Here is a 17,084-nt window from a genome sequence, read left to right on the forward strand (position 1 = left end):
GCTGTACCGCCAACAGCTGCCGCAGCTTTTTGCGAATCAGCAAGGATGATCGCTTTACGCGCTTCGTAATCGGCCATGACTTTACCGCGCTCTTCTAAGATCGCAGGGTATTGGTCAGCAGAGTCGATTGTGAACTCTTGTTCGCCCATGAAACGGTGGCCACGGATAGTGCGAGCAGAAGCTACGCCTAGGATTTCGCCTTCAACAAGCTCATCGCCTAGTAGTACTGTCAGTGTTTTCACTGGACGGATAAATTGGATGTCTGAGTTACCCCAACGCATTGCTTTAGGAATTGGTAGGCCAGCCAGTGCTTTCGCAGCGATGTCCATCACCAATTCTTGAACAGGTTTGCCAGCTACTTCTTGTTTGAAAAGAAGCCACTCACCTTTGTCTGTTTTCAGGCGGTCAGCTTGCTCAACAGTAATACCGTTACCACGAGCCCAACCTTGTGCCGCTTTGGTCGCGTTGCCTTCAGCATCGAATGCCACAGAAACAGCAGGACCACGTTTTTCAACGACTTTGTCTGCTTGGCCTTCAGCCAGTGCTGTTACTTTAAGTGCTAGACGACGAGGTGCTGCGTACCACTTGATGCCTTCGTGAGAAAGCTCAGCCGTTTTAAGGCCTGCTTCAAAGTTAGAAGCAAAGGCTTCTGCTAGAGAACGAAGTGCCGTTGGTGGAAGCTCTTCCGTGCCCAGTTCAATTAGAAAATTCTTCGCCATGATTATTTACCTTCCTTTTCTTCTACAGATCGGCACATTGGGAAGCCTAGCGCTTCACGTGACGCGTAGTACGCCTCAGCAACTGATTTAGTCAGGTTGCGGATACGAAGGATGTAACGTTGACGCTCTGTTACAGAGATAGCTTTGCGCGCATCAAGGATGTTGAATGCGTGACCAGCTTTTAGAATGCGCTCGTAAGCTGGAAGCGGCAGTGGCTTCTCAAGCTCAAGTAGCTCTTTACATTCTTTCTCGCACTGATCGAAGAAAGTGAATAGGAAATCTACGTCTGCGTGCTCGAAGTTGTACGTTGATTGCTCAACTTCGTTTTGATGGAAGATGTCACCGTAAGTCACATTAGAACCGTCTGGTGCTACGTTCCATACTAGGTCGTAAACAGAATCTACTTCCTGGATGTACATAGCTAGACGCTCGATACCGTAAGTGATCTCGCCAGTTACAGGCTTACACTCAAGGCCACCAACTTGTTGGAAGTAAGTAAACTGAGTGACTTCCATGCCGTTTAGCCATACTTCCCAACCCAGGCCCCATGCGCCTAGTGTTGGGTTTTCCCAGTTGTCTTCTACGAAACGAATATCGTGAACAAGCGGGTCAACACCAAGCACTTCAAGCGAGCCTAAGTACAACTCCTGAATATTATCTGGAGAAGGCTTTAGAGCTACTTGGAATTGATAGTAGTGCTGCAGACGGTTCGGGTTTTCACCGTAACGACCATCGGTCGGACGACGAGAAGGTTGAACGTAAGCCGTAGACATTGGCTCTGGGCCAAGTGCACGTAGACATGTCATTGGGTGAGAGGTGCCAGCACCTACTTCCATGTCCAAAGGCTGAACAATGGTACAACCGTTTTGAGCCCAATAATCCTGCAGCGCGAGGATCATTCCCTGGAAGGTTTTGATATCGTATTTTTGCATAGTCAAGTTCGCGCGATTCTTCTAAATGATTTAATAAAAATAACCATCAAGTATAGCGAGATATTGGCTCTGCGAGTAGGGGTAATCATGGTTAATTACTGCTCTAAAATGTCGTTTAATGAATTTAGCCGCTATTCACGCGAGTAAATTCACTAAATGAAACAGTTGTTGGAATTCAACGCTTGTATTTGTCCGTTTTATCGATAGAATTCTCATCGTCTTTGGGGAGTAGCTTGCTTGTCCATACCTTATGGGGAAGTTCGTTCGTCAACATAATTGATGCAAAATCATCATGGCGTTCGAGACCAAGTATCGATAATAACAATTAAAAATATCGATACCGTTTAGCAAGACCTTAGACAAACATCGTGAACCGGGGTGGGGCGCGAGGTTTGTCTTTGGTTAAATATAATAATCCTCACCTCGAAGAGCATGTCGTGAGCGTTTTAATTATATCTACTACCACTATCGCCCTCGCTGAGATTGGCGATAAAACCCAGTTGTTGTCGCTATTACTGGCGAGCCGATACCGAAAACCAATTCCAATCATTGCCGCCATATTTTTTGCGACACTAGCGAACCATGCGTTAGCAGCGTGGCTTGGCGTTGTCGTGTCTGATTACTTATCTCCAGAAATACTCAAATGGGTGTTGGTGGTGAGCTTTATTTTGATGGCAGGTTGGATTTTAATCCCTGATAAACTCGATGAGAACGAAGCCATATCGAATAAAGGCCCCTTTATCGCGAGTTTCATTGCTTTCTTCATTGCTGAGATCGGAGACAAGACCCAGATTGCCACCTCAATTTTGGGGGCTCAGTTTCCTGATGCCATCTTAATGGTCATCTTTGGTACCACGGTGGGAATGCTGCTTGCCAATGTCCCTGTTGTGATCATCGGTAAGCTGTCTGCTGACAAAATACCGCTCGCGTTGATACGAAAAGTCACGGCATTTTTGTTTGTGGGTTTGGCTGTTGTCGCAGCATTTTTCTAGCCAACAAACACCAGTAAGCAGGCTAATCGTTAGCGATATTGAATTGGATCAATAATCGAATCGATCTTGAGGATTATCGCTACGACTGACACTTAAATGTCATATGTTTCATGATAATTTAACATTGAAGATGAAAACATTTCCTAGCAGCGAGAGGGCAAACTTATGCTTACACGTTATATGGGTATGACACCGCAGAGTCAGAGTTATCTTTTCACGTTTGGTTTAGCGATTACGCTACTTGGCGTAGTACTGACGGAAATGTGGCTGCCGATGGTGGTTGGCGCAATTTTGATGACGGGCTTGATGGTTGAGTCATGGATTCGGGTGGCGCATATTATTCCGATGCATCAAGAGATGCGCACCTTGCAAAATCGGATCACCGCGTTAGAAACTAAACTGCGTGAGAAAGAGTAACGATACTTTAAATCGATTTAATATCTGCAAAAAGGGCTTAACGTTGATTCGTTAAGCCCTTTTTATATTCTGGGGTTCCAAGCTATGCGATGCCTTTTTTAACCAAATACTGGTAAGGCAATTCATCGACTTGTGCGTCAACCAATTCGTGATCCATAAAGCGACAAAAACTCGGAATATCACGGGTAGTCGAAGGGTCATCGGCCTTGATCAGTAAGATTTCACCCTCTGCCATGGTTCTAATCGTTTTCCTCACCATCATGACGGGCTCAGGGCATCTTAACCCTTCAGCTTCTAAAGTATGGGTGGCAAGTGTTGGATCAAAAGTCATGCGGTTATCTCAATATTGGCGTTAGAGCGGTAGATAATACTAATGAAGAAAAAATATTCAATATTCTCTTGGCAAACGGATCATTTTGTTTTAATTTAGTTAACAAGTTGGTAACAAGTTCAATTCGGCAATTTAAACAAGGAGCTAGCATGTTGACAGCATTAGATAGATTGACCATCTATTCGGTTCTTTGTTTTATCTCTTTTTGCGCTTTGGTACTGCGTGCACCAGCTGACTCGTCTTTAATGCCATTATTTGGCTTAAGTGCAACGATTTTAGGGATTTGGCTTGAGATGCGCCGTTGGACGGGCAAATCTGAAGAGCAACAAAATTAATGTAGTTGTCGCTTAGTAATTCATAGGCATTGACTGCGCACTTGTAAGACTACACACGAATACATTCCGACACTACCCCAGTTTTCTTGGGCTTCCCCGCTGAAAAGCGGGATTTTTTTTGCCCAAAGGTTACACTAAAGGTTGATACTAAAGTGGAGTCAAATCGTGGAACTAGAAGAGGTTTATCGAAAAGATCTCAATTTACTCATTGCCTTACGAGTGTTGATCGAAGAGTGTAGTGTCAGTAAAGCCGCTGCTCGTTTAAACCTTAGCCAATCTGCAATGAGCCGTGTACTTGGCCGTTTGCGTCAGTTATTGGGCGATCCCTTATTTACTCGCCAAGGCCAGCATCTCATTCCAACAGAGAAGGCCTTAGAGATTGATCGCTCATTGGGTGAGCCGCTTGAATCTCTACGTCAGCTGCTTTCCCCTGTTGAATTTGAACCGCAAAGTTGTACACAAACTTTTTCCATCGCCACCACTGACTATGCGATGCAAACTATCTTGCCCTTTGCTCTACCTCGAATTTATCAAGAAGCACCCAATGTCTCGTTTAATTTCTTACCGCTTCAGCATGACAGATTGTCAGATCAACTCACGTATGAAGGCGCAGACCTTGCTATTTGTAGGCCAACGGGCCCAGTAGAACCACTACGTAGTGAAGTATTAGGTCGAGTTGGGGTACTGTGCCTGCTTTCAAAGCAGCATCCATTGGCAGACCAAGAGATGAGTTTGCAAGACTACTTGCGTTACCCTCATGCCATGATCGCCATTAGTGATGGCGTTAAAACGTTGCTAGAGCAGTCGCTAGTGGGAAATCCCGCCCCTAAAATGGTACTTCGGGCTTACCATTTAGAAGCCGCATTAGCGATTGTGGATACTATGCCACTTATCATTACGGTTCCTGCTGACTTGGCTTACTTAGTGGCTGAACGATACGATTTGGTGGTTAAGCCTTTACCATTTCAGTTTACCCCTTTCGATTATTCAATGATTTGGCACCCTCGCTGTGAGCACTCACCCGTTCAAGAGTGGTTGAGAAGTATCGTAAAAGAAGAGTGTGGCCGTTTAATCGCGAAGCGTGTTGAAGATATGGGGTTGGATGGATAACCATAAATTCCCCGCCTCTAGAACCAAAAAAAGCTTTAGGTCTCCCTAAAGCTTTTTACTTTTAAGCGGTACATAAGTCGTTTTAATCGCTGAATAATCGACTTATAGTTTAATCACGACGCGGCCCGTCACTTGGCCGTTGGTGATATCTTCTGCGTATTTCGGCGCTTCAGCTAATTCAACTTCAGTACAGGCTTGGTCAAAGTAGCTATGAGGTAGTAGCTTTACCAGTTTTTCCCATGCGGCAATGCGTTTCTCTGTCGGGCACGAGACGGAATCGATACCTTGTAGACGCACGTTACGCAGAATGAATGGCATTACTGTGGTTGGAAGGTCAAAACCACCCGCTAAACCACAAGCAGCAACCGCGCTGTTGTAATCCATCTGGGCCAGTACTTTAGCGAGAACCTTACTGCCCACGGTATCCACTGCGCCTGCCCAGATTTGCTTTTCAAGTGGGCGTGCTGGCTCTTCAAACTCAGAACGATCGATGATGCGACTTGCCCCTAGTTTTTCAAGCAGTGGGCCATTTTGCTCTACACGACCCGTGACCGCCGCCACTTTATAGCCAAGCTGAGCAAGTAATGTCACCGCAACAGAACCTACGCCGCCACTTGCGCCAGTCACCAGCACTTCACCAGATTCTGGCTTCACACCCGCATCGAGCAATGCTTGCACGCAAAGCATGCCAGTAAAACCGGCGGTGCCGACCATCATCGCTTTCTTGCTGTCTAAACCTTTAGGCAGTGGTACTAACCAGTCTGCTTTTAGACGTGCACGTTGAGCCATACCACCCCAGTGGTTTTCACCAACGCCCCAACCAGTGAGAACAACATTATCGCCGGCTTTGTAGCGGTCATCTTCTGAGCTGACCACGGTGCCGGCTAAATCAATGCCAGGAACCATTGGAAAGTTACGGATGATCTTGCCTTTACCTGTGATCGCTAATCCATCTTTGTAGTTCAGAGAGGAGTAATCCACGTCGATTAAGACGTCACCTTCTGGCAGTTGTGATTCATCAATCTGTTCTACATTAGCAATGGTGCGTTTTTCTTCTTGGTTTAGGACTAAGGCATTAAACATATGAGTCTCCAATTAAAGACAGCAAGGAATTAAGTTAGGGTTAGTGTAGACGCTATTTATCTATGATTAAAATGAAACTTTAGCATGACATCTATGCACGCCACGCATTCAGATAAATAGAAATTAAAAAAGCCAGTCGATGAGACTGGCTTTCTATTAAGATAAGAAGAACTGATAAGACGGGTTATCGGTTTCATCTTTGCATTGATACCCCAGCTCTCTTAAGTGGGCAGAGAATCGGGTTAAGTCATTTTCATCAAGCTCAAATCCACACAGCACTCGACCATAATCAGCGCCGTGGTTGCGATAATTGAACAGGCTTATGTTCCAGTGTGTACCCAACGTGCTCAAAAATTTAAGTAACGCGCCAGGGTATTCCGGGAATTCAAAACTGTACAAACGCTCTTTGAGTGGTTTGGATGGCTTACCACCAATCATATAACGCACGTGCAGTTTCGCCATCTCATCGTCTGATAAGTCGACGACTGGATAACCGCCATCGCGCAGATCTTGAATGATGTGCCCAAGTTCTTCTTGACCACCTTGAAGGCGGACACCGACAAAGATGTTTGCAAGGCTGTCATCGTTATAGCGGTAGTTAAACTCCGTGACGGCTCGTCCACCAATAATGTCGCAGAACTCAAAAAAGGCGCCTTGACGCTCTGGGATTGTAACAGCCAGTAAGCCTTCACGTTTCTCCCCCAATTCACAACGCTCTGAGACATATCTCAGACCATGGAAGTTGGTGTTCGCCCCAGAAAGAACAGTACCTAACTGTTTTCCTTGCAGTTGGTTTTGCTCGGCAAACTTCTTAAGACCGGCTAACGCTAATGCACCTGAAGGCTCGGCAATCGCACGAGTGTCTTCAAAGATGTCTTTAACTGCAGAGCAGATCTCATCGCTTGAAACGGCAATGTGGCCATCTAAATACTGTTGGCATAAACGGAAGGTCTCTTCACCAATGCGTTTCACCGCAACACCGTCTGCAAACATACTCACCTGATCCAGTACGACGGGTTCCCCAGCATCAAGCGCGGCTTTTAAGCATGAAGAATCTTCTGGCTCTACAGCAATCACTTTAATCTCAGGCATAAGCTGCTTGATAAGTACCGCTATACCGGCAGCCAGACCGCCGCCACCCACAGGAACAAAGATATATTCCAGATGACCGTTTTGCTGCAGCATTTCCATACCGATGGTCCCTTGCCCTGCGATCACTAAAGGGTGATCAAAAGGAGGAACAAAGGTATAACCATGCTCGGCTGCAAGTCGTTCCGCTTCCGCTTTCGCCTCATCAAAGTTACTGCCGTGAAGAACCACATTACCGCCAAAGCCACGAACCGCTTCTACCTTGATATCAGGGGTTGTTTTAGGCATGACGATCGTGGTGCTAATGCCCAGCTTAGTGCCAGACAGCGCCATGCCTTGAGCGTGGTTACCGGCTGAAGCGGCAATGACGCCTGCAGACTTTTGCGCTTCAGAGAGGCTAGCCACCATGTTGTAGGCGCCACGTAGCTTAAATGAATGAACCGGTTGACGGTCTTCACGCTTAATGTGTACCTGGTTGCCAATTCGCTCTGACAGTCGAGGCATCTCTTGCAGTGGCGTAACCGTCGCTACTTCATAAACGGGGGCGCGCAAGATCTGGCGCAGATAATCTGCACCAGTCTGTTGGCCTTGTTTTGCTAAAAAAGCCTCAGTCATTGCTTAGTCCTCAAGCTTAGACTTATCACGCACCGCACCTTTATCGGCGCTGGTGGCCATGCTTGCGTAAGCTTTTAGAGCCAGTGACACAACACGCTCACGGTTAGCAGGTTTCCAACCAAGTTCGTCTTGTTTCGCGCGGCGTGCAGCCAATTCTTCTTCTGCAACGTCAAGAGTGATAGAGCGGCTAGGAATATCGATAGTGATGATATCGCCTGTGTTCACGAGGCCAATTACACCGCCACTTGCTGCTTCAGGAGAAGCGTGACCGATAGACAGACCTGATGTACCACCAGAGAAGCGTCCGTCAGTAAGCAGCGCACACGATTTGCCTAGACCCATTGATTTTAGGTAAGTGGTTGGGTACAGCATTTCTTGCATACCCGGACCGCCTTTCGGGCCTTCGTAACGAATAACAACCACTTCACCCGCTTTCACTTTGCCACCTAAGATGCCTTCTACAGCGGTATCTTGGCTTTCAAATACAATAGCAGGGCCTTGGAATTTTAGGTTCTCTTCATCAACACCCGCTGTCTTAACGATACAACCGTCAACTGCGATGTTGCCTGAAAGTACCGCTAGGCCGCCTTCTTGGCTGAATGCATTCTCTTTGGTGCGGATACAACCTTCTTTGCGGTCGTCATCAAGGCGATCCCAGCGACAATCTTGTGAGAATGCTTTGGTGGTGCGAATACCAGCAGGCCCAGCGCGGAAGAACTTCAATACGTCTTCGTCTTCGGTTTGCATGATGTCGTACTGAGCAAGTTGCTCTTTCATAGACAGACCCAGCACTGTGCGAGTATCACCGTGCAGAAGACCTGCGCGATCAAGCTCACCAAGGATAGCCATGACACCACCAGCGCGGTGAACATCTTCCATGTGATATTTAGGTGTGGAAGGCGCAACCTTACATAGGTGTGGAACGCGGCGAGACATCTCGTCGATGTCGTCCATGTCGAAGTCAATCTCACCTTCTTGAGCGGCAGCCAATAGGTGAAGAACCGTGTTACTTGAACCGCCCATGGCGATATCCAGTGCCATCGCATTGTCAAATGCTGCGCGATTGGCAATATTACGTGGTAGAGCGGCATCATCGCCTTGCTCGTAGTAGCGCTTCGTCAGTTCAACGACACGTTTACCAGCATTGATGAAGAGCTGCTCACGATCCGCGTGTGTAGCAAGCATTGAACCGTTACCTGGCTGAGACAGACCCAAAGCTTCAGTTAGACAGTTCATCGAGTTCGCAGTAAACATACCAGAACACGAACCGCACGTCGGGCATGCAGAACGTTCAACTTGTTCACTTTGTTCGTCTGAGATTTCTGGATCGGCACCTTGAATCATCGCATCAACCAGATCGAGCTTGATGATTTGATCTGAAAGCTTGGTTTTACCGGCTTCCATTGGACCGCCTGAAACAAAGATCACTGGAATGTTAAGGCGCATTGCAGCCATCATCATTCCCGGAGTGATTTTGTCACAGTTCGAGATACACACCATCGCATCTGCACAGTGAGCATTAACCATATACTCGACAGAGTCGGCAATCAGTTCACGCGATGGCAGTGAATAAAGCATACCGCCGTGACCCATTGCGATGCCATCATCGACCGCGATGGTATTGAATTCTTTAGCGATACCGCCTGCTTTTTCAATCTCGCCAGCCACCAGTTGACCCATATCTTTAAGGTGTACGTGACCTGGAACGAACTGCGTGAAAGAGTTTACAACCGCGATGATTGGCTTACCGAAATCTTCATCTTTTACGCCAGTTGCACGCCACAATGCACGAGCACCCGCCATATTTCGGCCATGGGTCGTCGTTGCGCTGCGGTATTTGTTTTTTAGTACGGTAGACATGTGAATTTCCTTTTCAATTATTTCGCAGACGCTGCACTGTTTTGAGGTTTGTTTTCTGGGTAGACGTAATCGAGCCAACCCCATTTGTCTTCGGTGGTGCCATTAAAGAGACCAAAATAGTCGTCTTGCATCACTTTCGTAATTGGGCCGCGTTTACCTGTGCCGACTTCAATTTTATCAACCGTACGAACTGGAACGATTTCAGCGGCTGTACCGGTCATGAAGACTTCGTCAGCAAGATACAGTGCTTCACGAGCAATGTTCTCTTCGCGGACTTCGTAGCCGCGCTCTTTCGCAAGCGTGATGATGGTGTCGCGAGTGATACCTGGAAGAATCGCACTGGTTGCGGGAGGCGTAGAAAGAATGCCATTGCGAATTACAAAGATGTTCTCGCCGGCCCCTTCTGATAGGTAGCCATCAACGCTTAATGCGATGCCTTCATCGTACCCGTGACGACGAGCTTCGCCACCCACAAGTAGAGAAGATAGGTAGTTACCACCGGCTTTAGCGGCAGTTGGAATAGTGTTAGGCGCGGCGCGGTTCCAGCTTGAAATCATGGCATCAACACCGCTCTCTAGCGCTTCTTCGCCCAGGTATGAACCCCAAGGGAAAGCCGCGATGATGAGTTCCATTTCGGTGTTTTCTGGAGGACAAACACCTAGACCGACATTGCCAACAAAACCAAGAGGGCGAATGTAAGCCGATTCAAGTTTGTTCTGGCGCAGCGTTTCGCGTGTCGCTTCCATGATCTCTTCCTCAGTGTAAGGAATAGGGAAACGATAGATTTTTGCCGAATCCTTTAAGCGTTTTGCGTGCTCAGGGTGACGGAAGATGACTGGACCATTTGGCGTATTGTAGCAGCGCACGCCTTCAAAGACTGAAGTGCCGTAGTGCATAGCGTGAGTGAGTACATGAACATTGGCGTCTGCCCATGGAAGCATGTCACCATTGAACCAAATGTAGTCTGCTGTTTTAGCTGTCATTGTTGCCTTCCTTATGCACGAATCTTTTGTTGTAAGTTGTTGTTTGGTAGCTCGTTGTTGTCGATGACGGTGACATCAACGGTTCGAACATCCCATAATTTTTCGATTTGATTGGTCAAAAAAGAGATTGGGCGGTCACTGTCTACAATGATTTCTACGCTCGCAATCTTACTTTCATGATTTTGTGTTCCTGCAACCTGTTTTACCACAAAACCACGGTGACGTACGACTCTTAGCACGCGCTCTAGCAGTACCGGTTTATCATCGGCTTTTATATCGAGTAAATATCTTTCCATTGTTCGCACTCCCTAAGTGTTCTCTAGCATTTCGCTGTTAGACGCACCAGGTGGAACTAGCGGCCATACATTCTCTTCTTCATCGATAATTACATGAAGTAGATACGCAGTTTTACTCTCTAGCATCTCTTTCAATGCCGGTTCAACTTCTTCTTTTTTGGTGATGGTTTTCCCTGGAATGTCGAATGCTTTGGCCAACATGACGAAATCAGGGTTGTCGTCCAAAATCGTTTCGCTGTGGCGACCATCAAAGAACAGTGATTGCCATTGGCGAACCATGCCGAGTCGGGAGTTATTCAATAACACCATTTTTACAGGAATTTGGCGGCGCTTTAGTGTCCCCAGCTCTTGGATGTTCATCATGAATGAACCGTCACCGGAGATCAGGATAGATTGATCGTCAGGGCGACCCACTGATGCGCCCATGGCAGCCGGAAGACCAAAGCCCATTGTGCCAAGGCCTGCCGATGTGATGAAGTTTTGCGGTGAGCGCGGCTGAATATGTTGAGCAGCCCACATTTGGTGTTGGCCAACATCGGTCGAGATGATGCTGTTTTCTGGCATCATTTCAGATAGTTGCTTTAGAAGCAGCGGAGCGAAGATTAGGTCACCTGGGTGATCGTAGCGCCATTTGAAACCTTTGCGTAGGCTCTCACTGTGCTGAACCCATGGGTTGATGTCTTGAGTAAGCTCTAGCTGAGGCAAGATAGCATTGATGTCTCCGCGCAGAGAGGCATTGGCTGTACGTAGCTTACTGAATTCAGCGGCATCAATATCAAGGTGGATAACTTTCGCATGAGGCGCGAAGGTATCCAGTTTTCCTGTCACTCGGTCATCGAAGCGAGCACCCACAACGAACAACAGGTCACACTCTTGTACTACTAGGTTGGCGGCTTTGGTGCCGTGCATACCCAGCATGCCTAAGTAATGCGGGTCGTGACGTTCAATAGAGCCCAAGCCTTTCAAGGTGCTCACCGATGGCATCGGGTTAATTCGCAAGAACTCACGGACGCTTTCTGTGGCAAACGCCAGTTGAACACCACCACCGACATAAAGTACTGGTCGTGTACTTTGCGATAGGAGCTCTTGCGCTTTCTTAATGTCATCCACACTAGCAACAGGAATCGCAGGTGGAGTAAATGGAGGCAGAACAGAAACGGGGGCTTGCGCCAGTTGAACATCTTTCGCGATATCAACAATGACGGGGCCAGGGCGACCTGTTTTAGCGACCTCAAAAGCTTCAGCAAGCGTCGGTGCTAAATCGTTAATGTCTGTGACTAGGTAGCTGTGCTTAGTACATGACAACGACATACCAATGACATCCATTTCCTGGAAAGCATCGGTACCGATGTGTGAGCTGGCCACTTGACCTGTGATCGCCACCATTGGGATTGAATCGAGGAAGGCGTCAGCAAGGCCTGTCACAAGGTTTGTTGCTCCTGGGCCAGATGTGGCCATGCAGACAGCGACGTCTTGAGTGGCTCTTGCCATCCCAATTGCAGCCATCGCTGCACCTTGTTCGTGTCGGCAGAGTATGTGCTCAACACCACCATCGTATAAGGCATCATAGATAGGCATGATAGCGCCACCTGGATAGCCAAATACCGTTTTAATTCCTTGCTGGGTTAAAGCAGAAACGACTAATTCAGCACCTGTCATTACATGCCTCCCTTTTTGTATTGATTGTTGCACATCATGTGCGCTCCCATTCTTCCTGTCATGTCTGATTGCTTAGTTTTTCTTTGTTGAAGCTAAGTCAATCAGGATGAGCTTCAGTCTAATTAGTTGTAAAAAAACCCCCGGACTTTTCAGTGCGGGGGTTTTTAAAATCTTGTGGTTATTTGTTGCCCACTAGCCCCCGCGTGGTGTCAATAATGACCACGATAATCAGGAGTACCAGAGTGTTGATGCGGGCTTTGAAGTTCATCTTCTTTCTTTTTGTCTGTCTTGAATTTTATTAAATATTGAACAATTTCGTTTCAAGACCTAGTGGTAACATACATTTCCGTTAAATGACAAGCAAAAACTCATTCTTTTTTCACATTTCATCAGCATACTGGCAGGCTATATAACATCCTTACTCAATAATTGGCCATTCAATAATGGCCGTGAATAATTATTTACAAGGGATGAATATGGGCTTAGCCATCGTACATAGCCGCGCCAGTGTTGGTGTTGAAGCACCCGAGGTCACGGTAGAAGTCCACATCAGTAATGGCTTGCCAGGTTTTAGTTTGGTTGGGTTGCCAGAAACCACGGTGAAAGAGGCCAAAGATAGAGTTCGTAGTGCCATTATTAATTCTCGCTTTGAGTTTCCAGCTAAACGTATCACCGTTAATTTGGCACCGGCGGACCTTCCCAAAGAAGGTGGGCGATTTGATCTGCCGATTGCATTGGGCATACTCGCGGCGTCTGAGCAGATACCGGAAGATAAACTCAAGCAGCGAGAGTTTATCGGTGAATTGGCACTATCTGGTGAGCTTAGAAAAGTAAAAGGTGTTCTGCCTGCCGCGTTAGCCGCGATGAAATCACAGCGCTGCTTAATCGTTCCACATATCAATGGAGATCAGGCCGCACTCGTGGGAAAAGAAATGCATAAGTCAGCGCAAAGCCTATTGGAAGTTTGTGCGGAGCTTTGTGGGCAGCAGACATTAGAGTTGTTTCAAACGAAAACGAAATTTAGTGAAAAAGCATTAACTCGCGACTTGCAAGACATCATTGGTCAGCAACAAGGAAAGCGAGCCTTGGAAATCGCAGCGGCAGGGAATCACAATTTGCTGCTACTTTGCAATATTTACCTATTAGGAGGTTTCTATTCTTTTTAGTGTCAGTGACTACTATAGCTATGAGTTAATAGAGGCTACTGGGAATGATGAAGCGGTGAGTATCTTTACTGGTCGTTCTGATTTGAGCTTGCTAACCAATGAACAGTTAGAGGATAAACAAACTGTAGTGTTGGTGATGTGTTGTCCTTATATAGAGGCATTTGAATCATACCTGTTGGATGTAGATAGAGTTTTGTTGATGGATAGCTATGAAAGCACATCTTTTTATTCAATCAATTTACTATCAAATATATAATCACATTATTGTTTTTCAAACCCTTACATAGCGAGTTTTTAGTGGTTAATGAGATATGGACATCTGTTAAAGCATATTTATACGACAGAACATCAAGCCCATTACTAGGTGCGTTGGTCACAGGCTGGGTAGCTTGGAATTTCAAAATACTGATGCTGTTCTTTTCTAAAGCTGACTATGCTGTGAAGGTTTGGGAGATTGACCATTTCTATGCGCAGACCTTTTTTGTTTTTGGGGCTTATGGGTTTGAACACTGGCTCTTCAGTAACTACATTTTCTGTGTATTTATCATGCCAGTTGCTACAGCGGCCTTCTATATATACGCATTTCCTTGGTTTTCTCATAAAGTCTTTAATCATAGCTATCAGAAGCAGATAGACCTGAACAATAAAAAGAAAGAGATGCAGGGTTCGGAAGTCATTGATGCTGAAGAAAAAGCAGAAATCTTGGGGATGTATGAAGAGGCTAAACTTGAAACTAGGGAGTTGGTTGTAAAACACAGACAAGAGATAGAACGATTGGAAGGTCAGTTGGCGACAGTCATACAGGAAAAAGAAGATTACAGACAACAGGTTAACGAAATTTTAGAAAAACAATCTTTAAAAAGTGATGATATTGTCGGGACTAAAACATCTTATCTGAACCCGCCAGAAAATGATTTGCATCCAGAAAAACCGAGTTATATCAAATTCTACGAGAGACTAGATAGGGAACAAAAAGATATAACCCAACTTATCGCAGGGTTTCTTTTACAAGATAACTGCGATTTTGATGAGTTAAAGGGCAGATTAGAATCAGAAGCGGCGGCAAATCCATTAGCATATAACATTAGCAGACTTAAGAGTTTGGTAGGGCAGCTAAAGCTTTATGAGATTATCGATACTTATAGTGAAGGTTTTGGAGAGAGCTTTTTCCTTACTGATAATGGAAAACTCTTGTATAGGTACATCCTAGATAACGGGTTGGAATCTAGCTTTTCGGATGAAAGTGGTGATTATGAAGTCTCAGGCCAGAGTAAACGAGAGCTAGTTGAAGAAATAATGAGTGCTAAATTAGTAGATGCTATCGATGCAGAATCGCCAAATGATTATTTAAAACTATTATTGGTTCGCTTAGCAAACCACCCAACAACTCTCAGTCTCTCATCTCTGGCTTCTGATTTTCTGAACCAAGGTAAAGCAAAAATGTATCTAGACAAGCTGGTCGATGATGGCTTGGTTGATAACGTAGCAGGTCAATCTTATTCAATAAGTAAAGAAGTCCGCACGTACGTGCATGCATGAGCCTTTAGGTTACAGATTTCTATGTATCAACAATTTTTGAAGGGTAGTTTAGTCCCCTTTTTTATATTTGGGGCTTCGGTGTGTGTGGCGCATGGCATACAAGCATTTCACTGAAAAGGGGAAGCTTCTTAGCTAAAACACCGTTAGAAATCCGATAAACACGGTCAGACCTATATACCCTTCCTTATTAGAGACGTCTCAAATAGTGGTTCATAAAACACTCCTTTTATGACCTATCTCATAATGTCAGTAGAGATAGTCCATAAAGTATAGATTTAACTAAATGGCCTAGTTATTATATGGACTATCGTTTAATGACCTAAGCCTGAGAGAACAATGAGAACATTTGCTTACTGCCGTGTTAGTACCACTGAACAAACCACAGAGAATCAAGTGTTAGCTATTGCTAATGCTGGTTATGACATTGAAGAACATCGAGTAATCAGTGAGACGATTAGCGGTAGCGTCAAAGCAATGGATAGACCTGAGTTTGCTCGTTTGGTTGATAGGTTGGAATCTGATGATTCGCTGGTGGTGTTGAAGCTAGACCGATTGGGTCGTGATGCCATTGATATTCAGCAAACTGTTCAAGCTCTCAGTGAAATGGGTGTAAAGCTTGTGTGTCTTGATTTGCCTGTGGCTGATTTGAGCAGTGCAGAGGGTCGGTTGATGCTTCAAATGTTTGGGGCTTTTGCTGAGTTCGAGCGTAACCGTATCAGAGAAAGAACAGCGCAAGGTTTGGAGCGAGCTAAGGCCGAGGGCAAGAAGCTTGGTCGCCCACCAGCACTGGAAACAAGAGGTAAGGTTCATCGAGCTAAGGCTCAAGGCATGGGGCAAAGTGAAACAGCGCGGTTCTTGGGGTTGGGTTTAAGTACGGTTAAGCGCCACTGGAAGAGCGCGTAGCGGTCTTACAGACCCTACTGGAATACAAAGCTTTAGGGATTTGATTCAACTGTTTATCCATTGTTAAAACAAACGATTTGACCTTTTCTGGTCACAGAAGGGGATTTACTGCAAATATAAGTAGAGAGCACTAACCAGTGATGGTGGTGCTTTTTTTTGTACCTGAGAGAAACCCTGTTTCTGGCGAAACGAAGTGTGTCACAAATAGACGTTGGCTTACGACTATAAAAATAGTTATCCCTTTTCTGTCACAAAAGGGGATGACTTTAGCTTATTAATAGTAAGGGGCTTGAAGAAATATTGATTAGAAACATTCACTTCTATCTAAACGTTAAAGAAAGAATGGATAACTTCTAGGAGTATTTCTTGAGGTGTTCAAAGGTGGACAATTTGAACCTACCAAACCCCTCTTTTTAATAGGTAAGTAGGATTATTGGTTCTATGAACCACTAGTAACAATGGAGGTTTCAATGGATGAAACGATGTAAATGGTGTGGCATTGCTAAAACGATGCGTAGACGCCAGATGATATGTGATGACTGCAAAGGTAATCAGTTCTTTAAGACTAAGCATTGGATATGGCTTGAGAGTCAGGCTATTAAATATGGTGTGCAGTGTTGGCCTGATGACACTGAAGGAATGGAGGCATTGCTAGAGCTAAGGCAAATGCAAACTAGATGTAAAGGTGTGAGTAGGCGTTCTGGTTTCGTATGGGCTAAGTACAACTATGAACTGGCACACAGGTATCCTGCAAGTAAAGGAGGTCAGTTGATACCTGACAATCTAGTGTTAATGCCAAGCAAGTGGAATAAAACAATGAGCAACAGGCACGGTCATGGCTTGGATTGTTTCCGAGTGGATTTAGTGAATAAGTTGCCAAGAGCTAAGTTAAAGCAAGAGTTTAAAAGACGTTATGACCTATTAACTTTGGAAAGGTTTGTAACCAAGACTAAAGACAACGGTGCAGACTTTGACAATGAGGGTGTTGATGTTGTGTCTGTCCTTACAAGTGAGTGTAAGAGGTTAGGTATCAATGTAGATATTAACGATGATAT

Annotated in this window: 16 protein-coding genes and 1 pseudogene; 8 read left to right on the plus strand and 9 right to left on the minus strand. The window is 45.6% G+C overall.

What is annotated here, in order from left to right; translation table 11 throughout:
- Together BCU12_RS17540 and glyQ are read right to left on the minus strand one after the other, a co-directional pair.
- Positions 1 to 719: glycine--tRNA ligase subunit beta (locus tag BCU12_RS17540; protein WP_133153894.1), on the minus strand; the 719-nt coding region annotated here is incomplete at its 3' end.
- A 2-nt stretch (positions 720 to 721) separates the two neighbouring features.
- Positions 722 to 1,651, minus strand: a complete 930-nt coding sequence (glyQ, locus tag BCU12_RS17545) for a glycine--tRNA ligase subunit alpha (protein ID WP_102405545.1) — start codon at positions 1,649 to 1,651, stop codon at positions 722 to 724.
- A gap of 437 nt (positions 1,652 to 2,088) precedes the next feature.
- Here glyQ and BCU12_RS17550 point away from each other — a divergent pair, with 437 nt between their 5' ends.
- Together BCU12_RS17550 and BCU12_RS17555 are read left to right on the plus strand one after the other, a co-directional pair.
- Positions 2,089 to 2,643 (plus strand): TMEM165/GDT1 family protein, encoded by a 555-nt coding sequence (locus tag BCU12_RS17550; RefSeq protein ID WP_102405559.1) that lies wholly within the window; start codon positions 2,089 to 2,091, stop codon positions 2,641 to 2,643.
- 165 nt (positions 2,644 to 2,808) lie between these two features.
- Entirely contained in the window at positions 2,809 to 3,060 is a 252-nt protein-coding gene (locus BCU12_RS17555; protein WP_102405546.1) for a hypothetical protein, read from the plus strand.
- 82 nt (positions 3,061 to 3,142) lie between these two features.
- On the opposite strand, the gene tusA is transcribed toward BCU12_RS17555, so the two are convergent.
- Positions 3,143 to 3,391 (minus strand): sulfurtransferase TusA, encoded by a 249-nt coding sequence (gene tusA, locus BCU12_RS17560; RefSeq protein WP_102405547.1) that lies wholly within the window; start codon positions 3,389 to 3,391, stop codon positions 3,143 to 3,145.
- A 149-nt stretch (positions 3,392 to 3,540) separates the two neighbouring features.
- On the opposite strand from tusA, the gene BCU12_RS17565 reads away from it, so the two are divergent.
- Positions 3,541 to 3,726, plus strand: a complete 186-nt coding sequence (locus tag BCU12_RS17565) for a hypothetical protein (RefSeq protein WP_102405548.1) — start codon at positions 3,541 to 3,543, stop codon at positions 3,724 to 3,726.
- A gap of 165 nt (positions 3,727 to 3,891) precedes the next feature.
- Positions 3,892 to 4,836 carry a LysR family transcriptional regulator gene (locus tag BCU12_RS17570; protein WP_102405549.1) on the plus strand — a complete coding sequence of 315 codons (945 nt, stop codon included), beginning with the start codon at positions 3,892 to 3,894 and terminating at the stop codon, positions 4,834 to 4,836.
- Between the two features lie 102 nt (positions 4,837 to 4,938).
- On the opposite strand, the gene BCU12_RS17575 is transcribed toward BCU12_RS17570, so the two are convergent.
- From BCU12_RS17575 to ilvG, 6 genes are all read right to left on the minus strand, one after another.
- On the minus strand, positions 4,939 to 5,919 hold the full coding sequence (locus tag BCU12_RS17575) for an MDR family oxidoreductase (RefSeq protein ID WP_102405550.1): 981 nt from the start codon (positions 5,917 to 5,919) through the stop codon (positions 4,939 to 4,941).
- A gap of 156 nt (positions 5,920 to 6,075) precedes the next feature.
- The gene (gene ilvA / locus BCU12_RS17580; RefSeq protein ID WP_102405551.1) at positions 6,076 to 7,623 is read right to left on the minus strand and encodes a threonine ammonia-lyase, biosynthetic; all 1,548 of its coding nucleotides are present in this window, start codon (positions 7,621 to 7,623) and stop codon (positions 6,076 to 6,078) included.
- A gap of 3 nt (positions 7,624 to 7,626) precedes the next feature.
- Positions 7,627 to 9,483, minus strand: coding sequence for a dihydroxy-acid dehydratase (ilvD, locus tag BCU12_RS17585; protein WP_102405552.1), 1,857 nt, complete (start codon positions 9,481 to 9,483; stop codon positions 7,627 to 7,629).
- A 17-nt stretch (positions 9,484 to 9,500) separates the two neighbouring features.
- Complete coding sequence (locus tag BCU12_RS17590) at positions 9,501 to 10,466, minus strand: branched-chain amino acid transaminase (RefSeq protein ID WP_102405553.1); 966 nt, start codon at positions 10,464 to 10,466, stop codon at positions 9,501 to 9,503.
- An 11-nt stretch (positions 10,467 to 10,477) separates the two neighbouring features.
- On the minus strand, positions 10,478 to 10,762 hold the full coding sequence (gene ilvM / locus BCU12_RS17595) for an acetolactate synthase 2 small subunit (protein WP_102405554.1): 285 nt from the start codon (positions 10,760 to 10,762) through the stop codon (positions 10,478 to 10,480).
- Between the two features lie 12 nt (positions 10,763 to 10,774).
- Positions 10,775 to 12,421, minus strand: a complete 1,647-nt coding sequence (ilvG, locus tag BCU12_RS17600; RefSeq protein ID WP_102405555.1) for an acetolactate synthase 2 catalytic subunit — start codon at positions 12,419 to 12,421, stop codon at positions 10,775 to 10,777.
- 476 nt (positions 12,422 to 12,897) lie between these two features.
- Between ilvG and BCU12_RS17605 the strand changes: the two are divergent.
- The 4 genes and pseudogenes from BCU12_RS17605 to BCU12_RS17620 form a co-directional block, all read left to right on the plus strand.
- Positions 12,898 to 13,548: pseudogene (locus BCU12_RS17605) on the plus strand (magnesium chelatase domain-containing protein); the annotation flags it as partial.
- 336 nt (positions 13,549 to 13,884) lie between these two features.
- Positions 13,885 to 15,126 (plus strand): hypothetical protein, encoded by a 1,242-nt coding sequence (locus BCU12_RS17610; protein ID WP_102405557.1) that lies wholly within the window; start codon positions 13,885 to 13,887, stop codon positions 15,124 to 15,126.
- A gap of 336 nt (positions 15,127 to 15,462) precedes the next feature.
- On the plus strand, positions 15,463 to 16,029 hold the full coding sequence (locus BCU12_RS17615; protein ID WP_102405558.1) for a recombinase family protein: 567 nt from the start codon (positions 15,463 to 15,465) through the stop codon (positions 16,027 to 16,029).
- Positions 16,030 to 16,503: 474 nt separating this feature from the next.
- The coding region (locus tag BCU12_RS17620) for a hypothetical protein (RefSeq protein ID WP_133153892.1) at positions 16,504 to 17,084 on the plus strand (581 nt) is incomplete at its 3' end.

Origin of the sequence: Vibrio sp. 10N.261.55.A7 (assembly GCF_002877365.1) — a bacterium.
Lineage (GTDB): Bacteria > Pseudomonadota > Gammaproteobacteria > Enterobacterales > Vibrionaceae > Vibrio.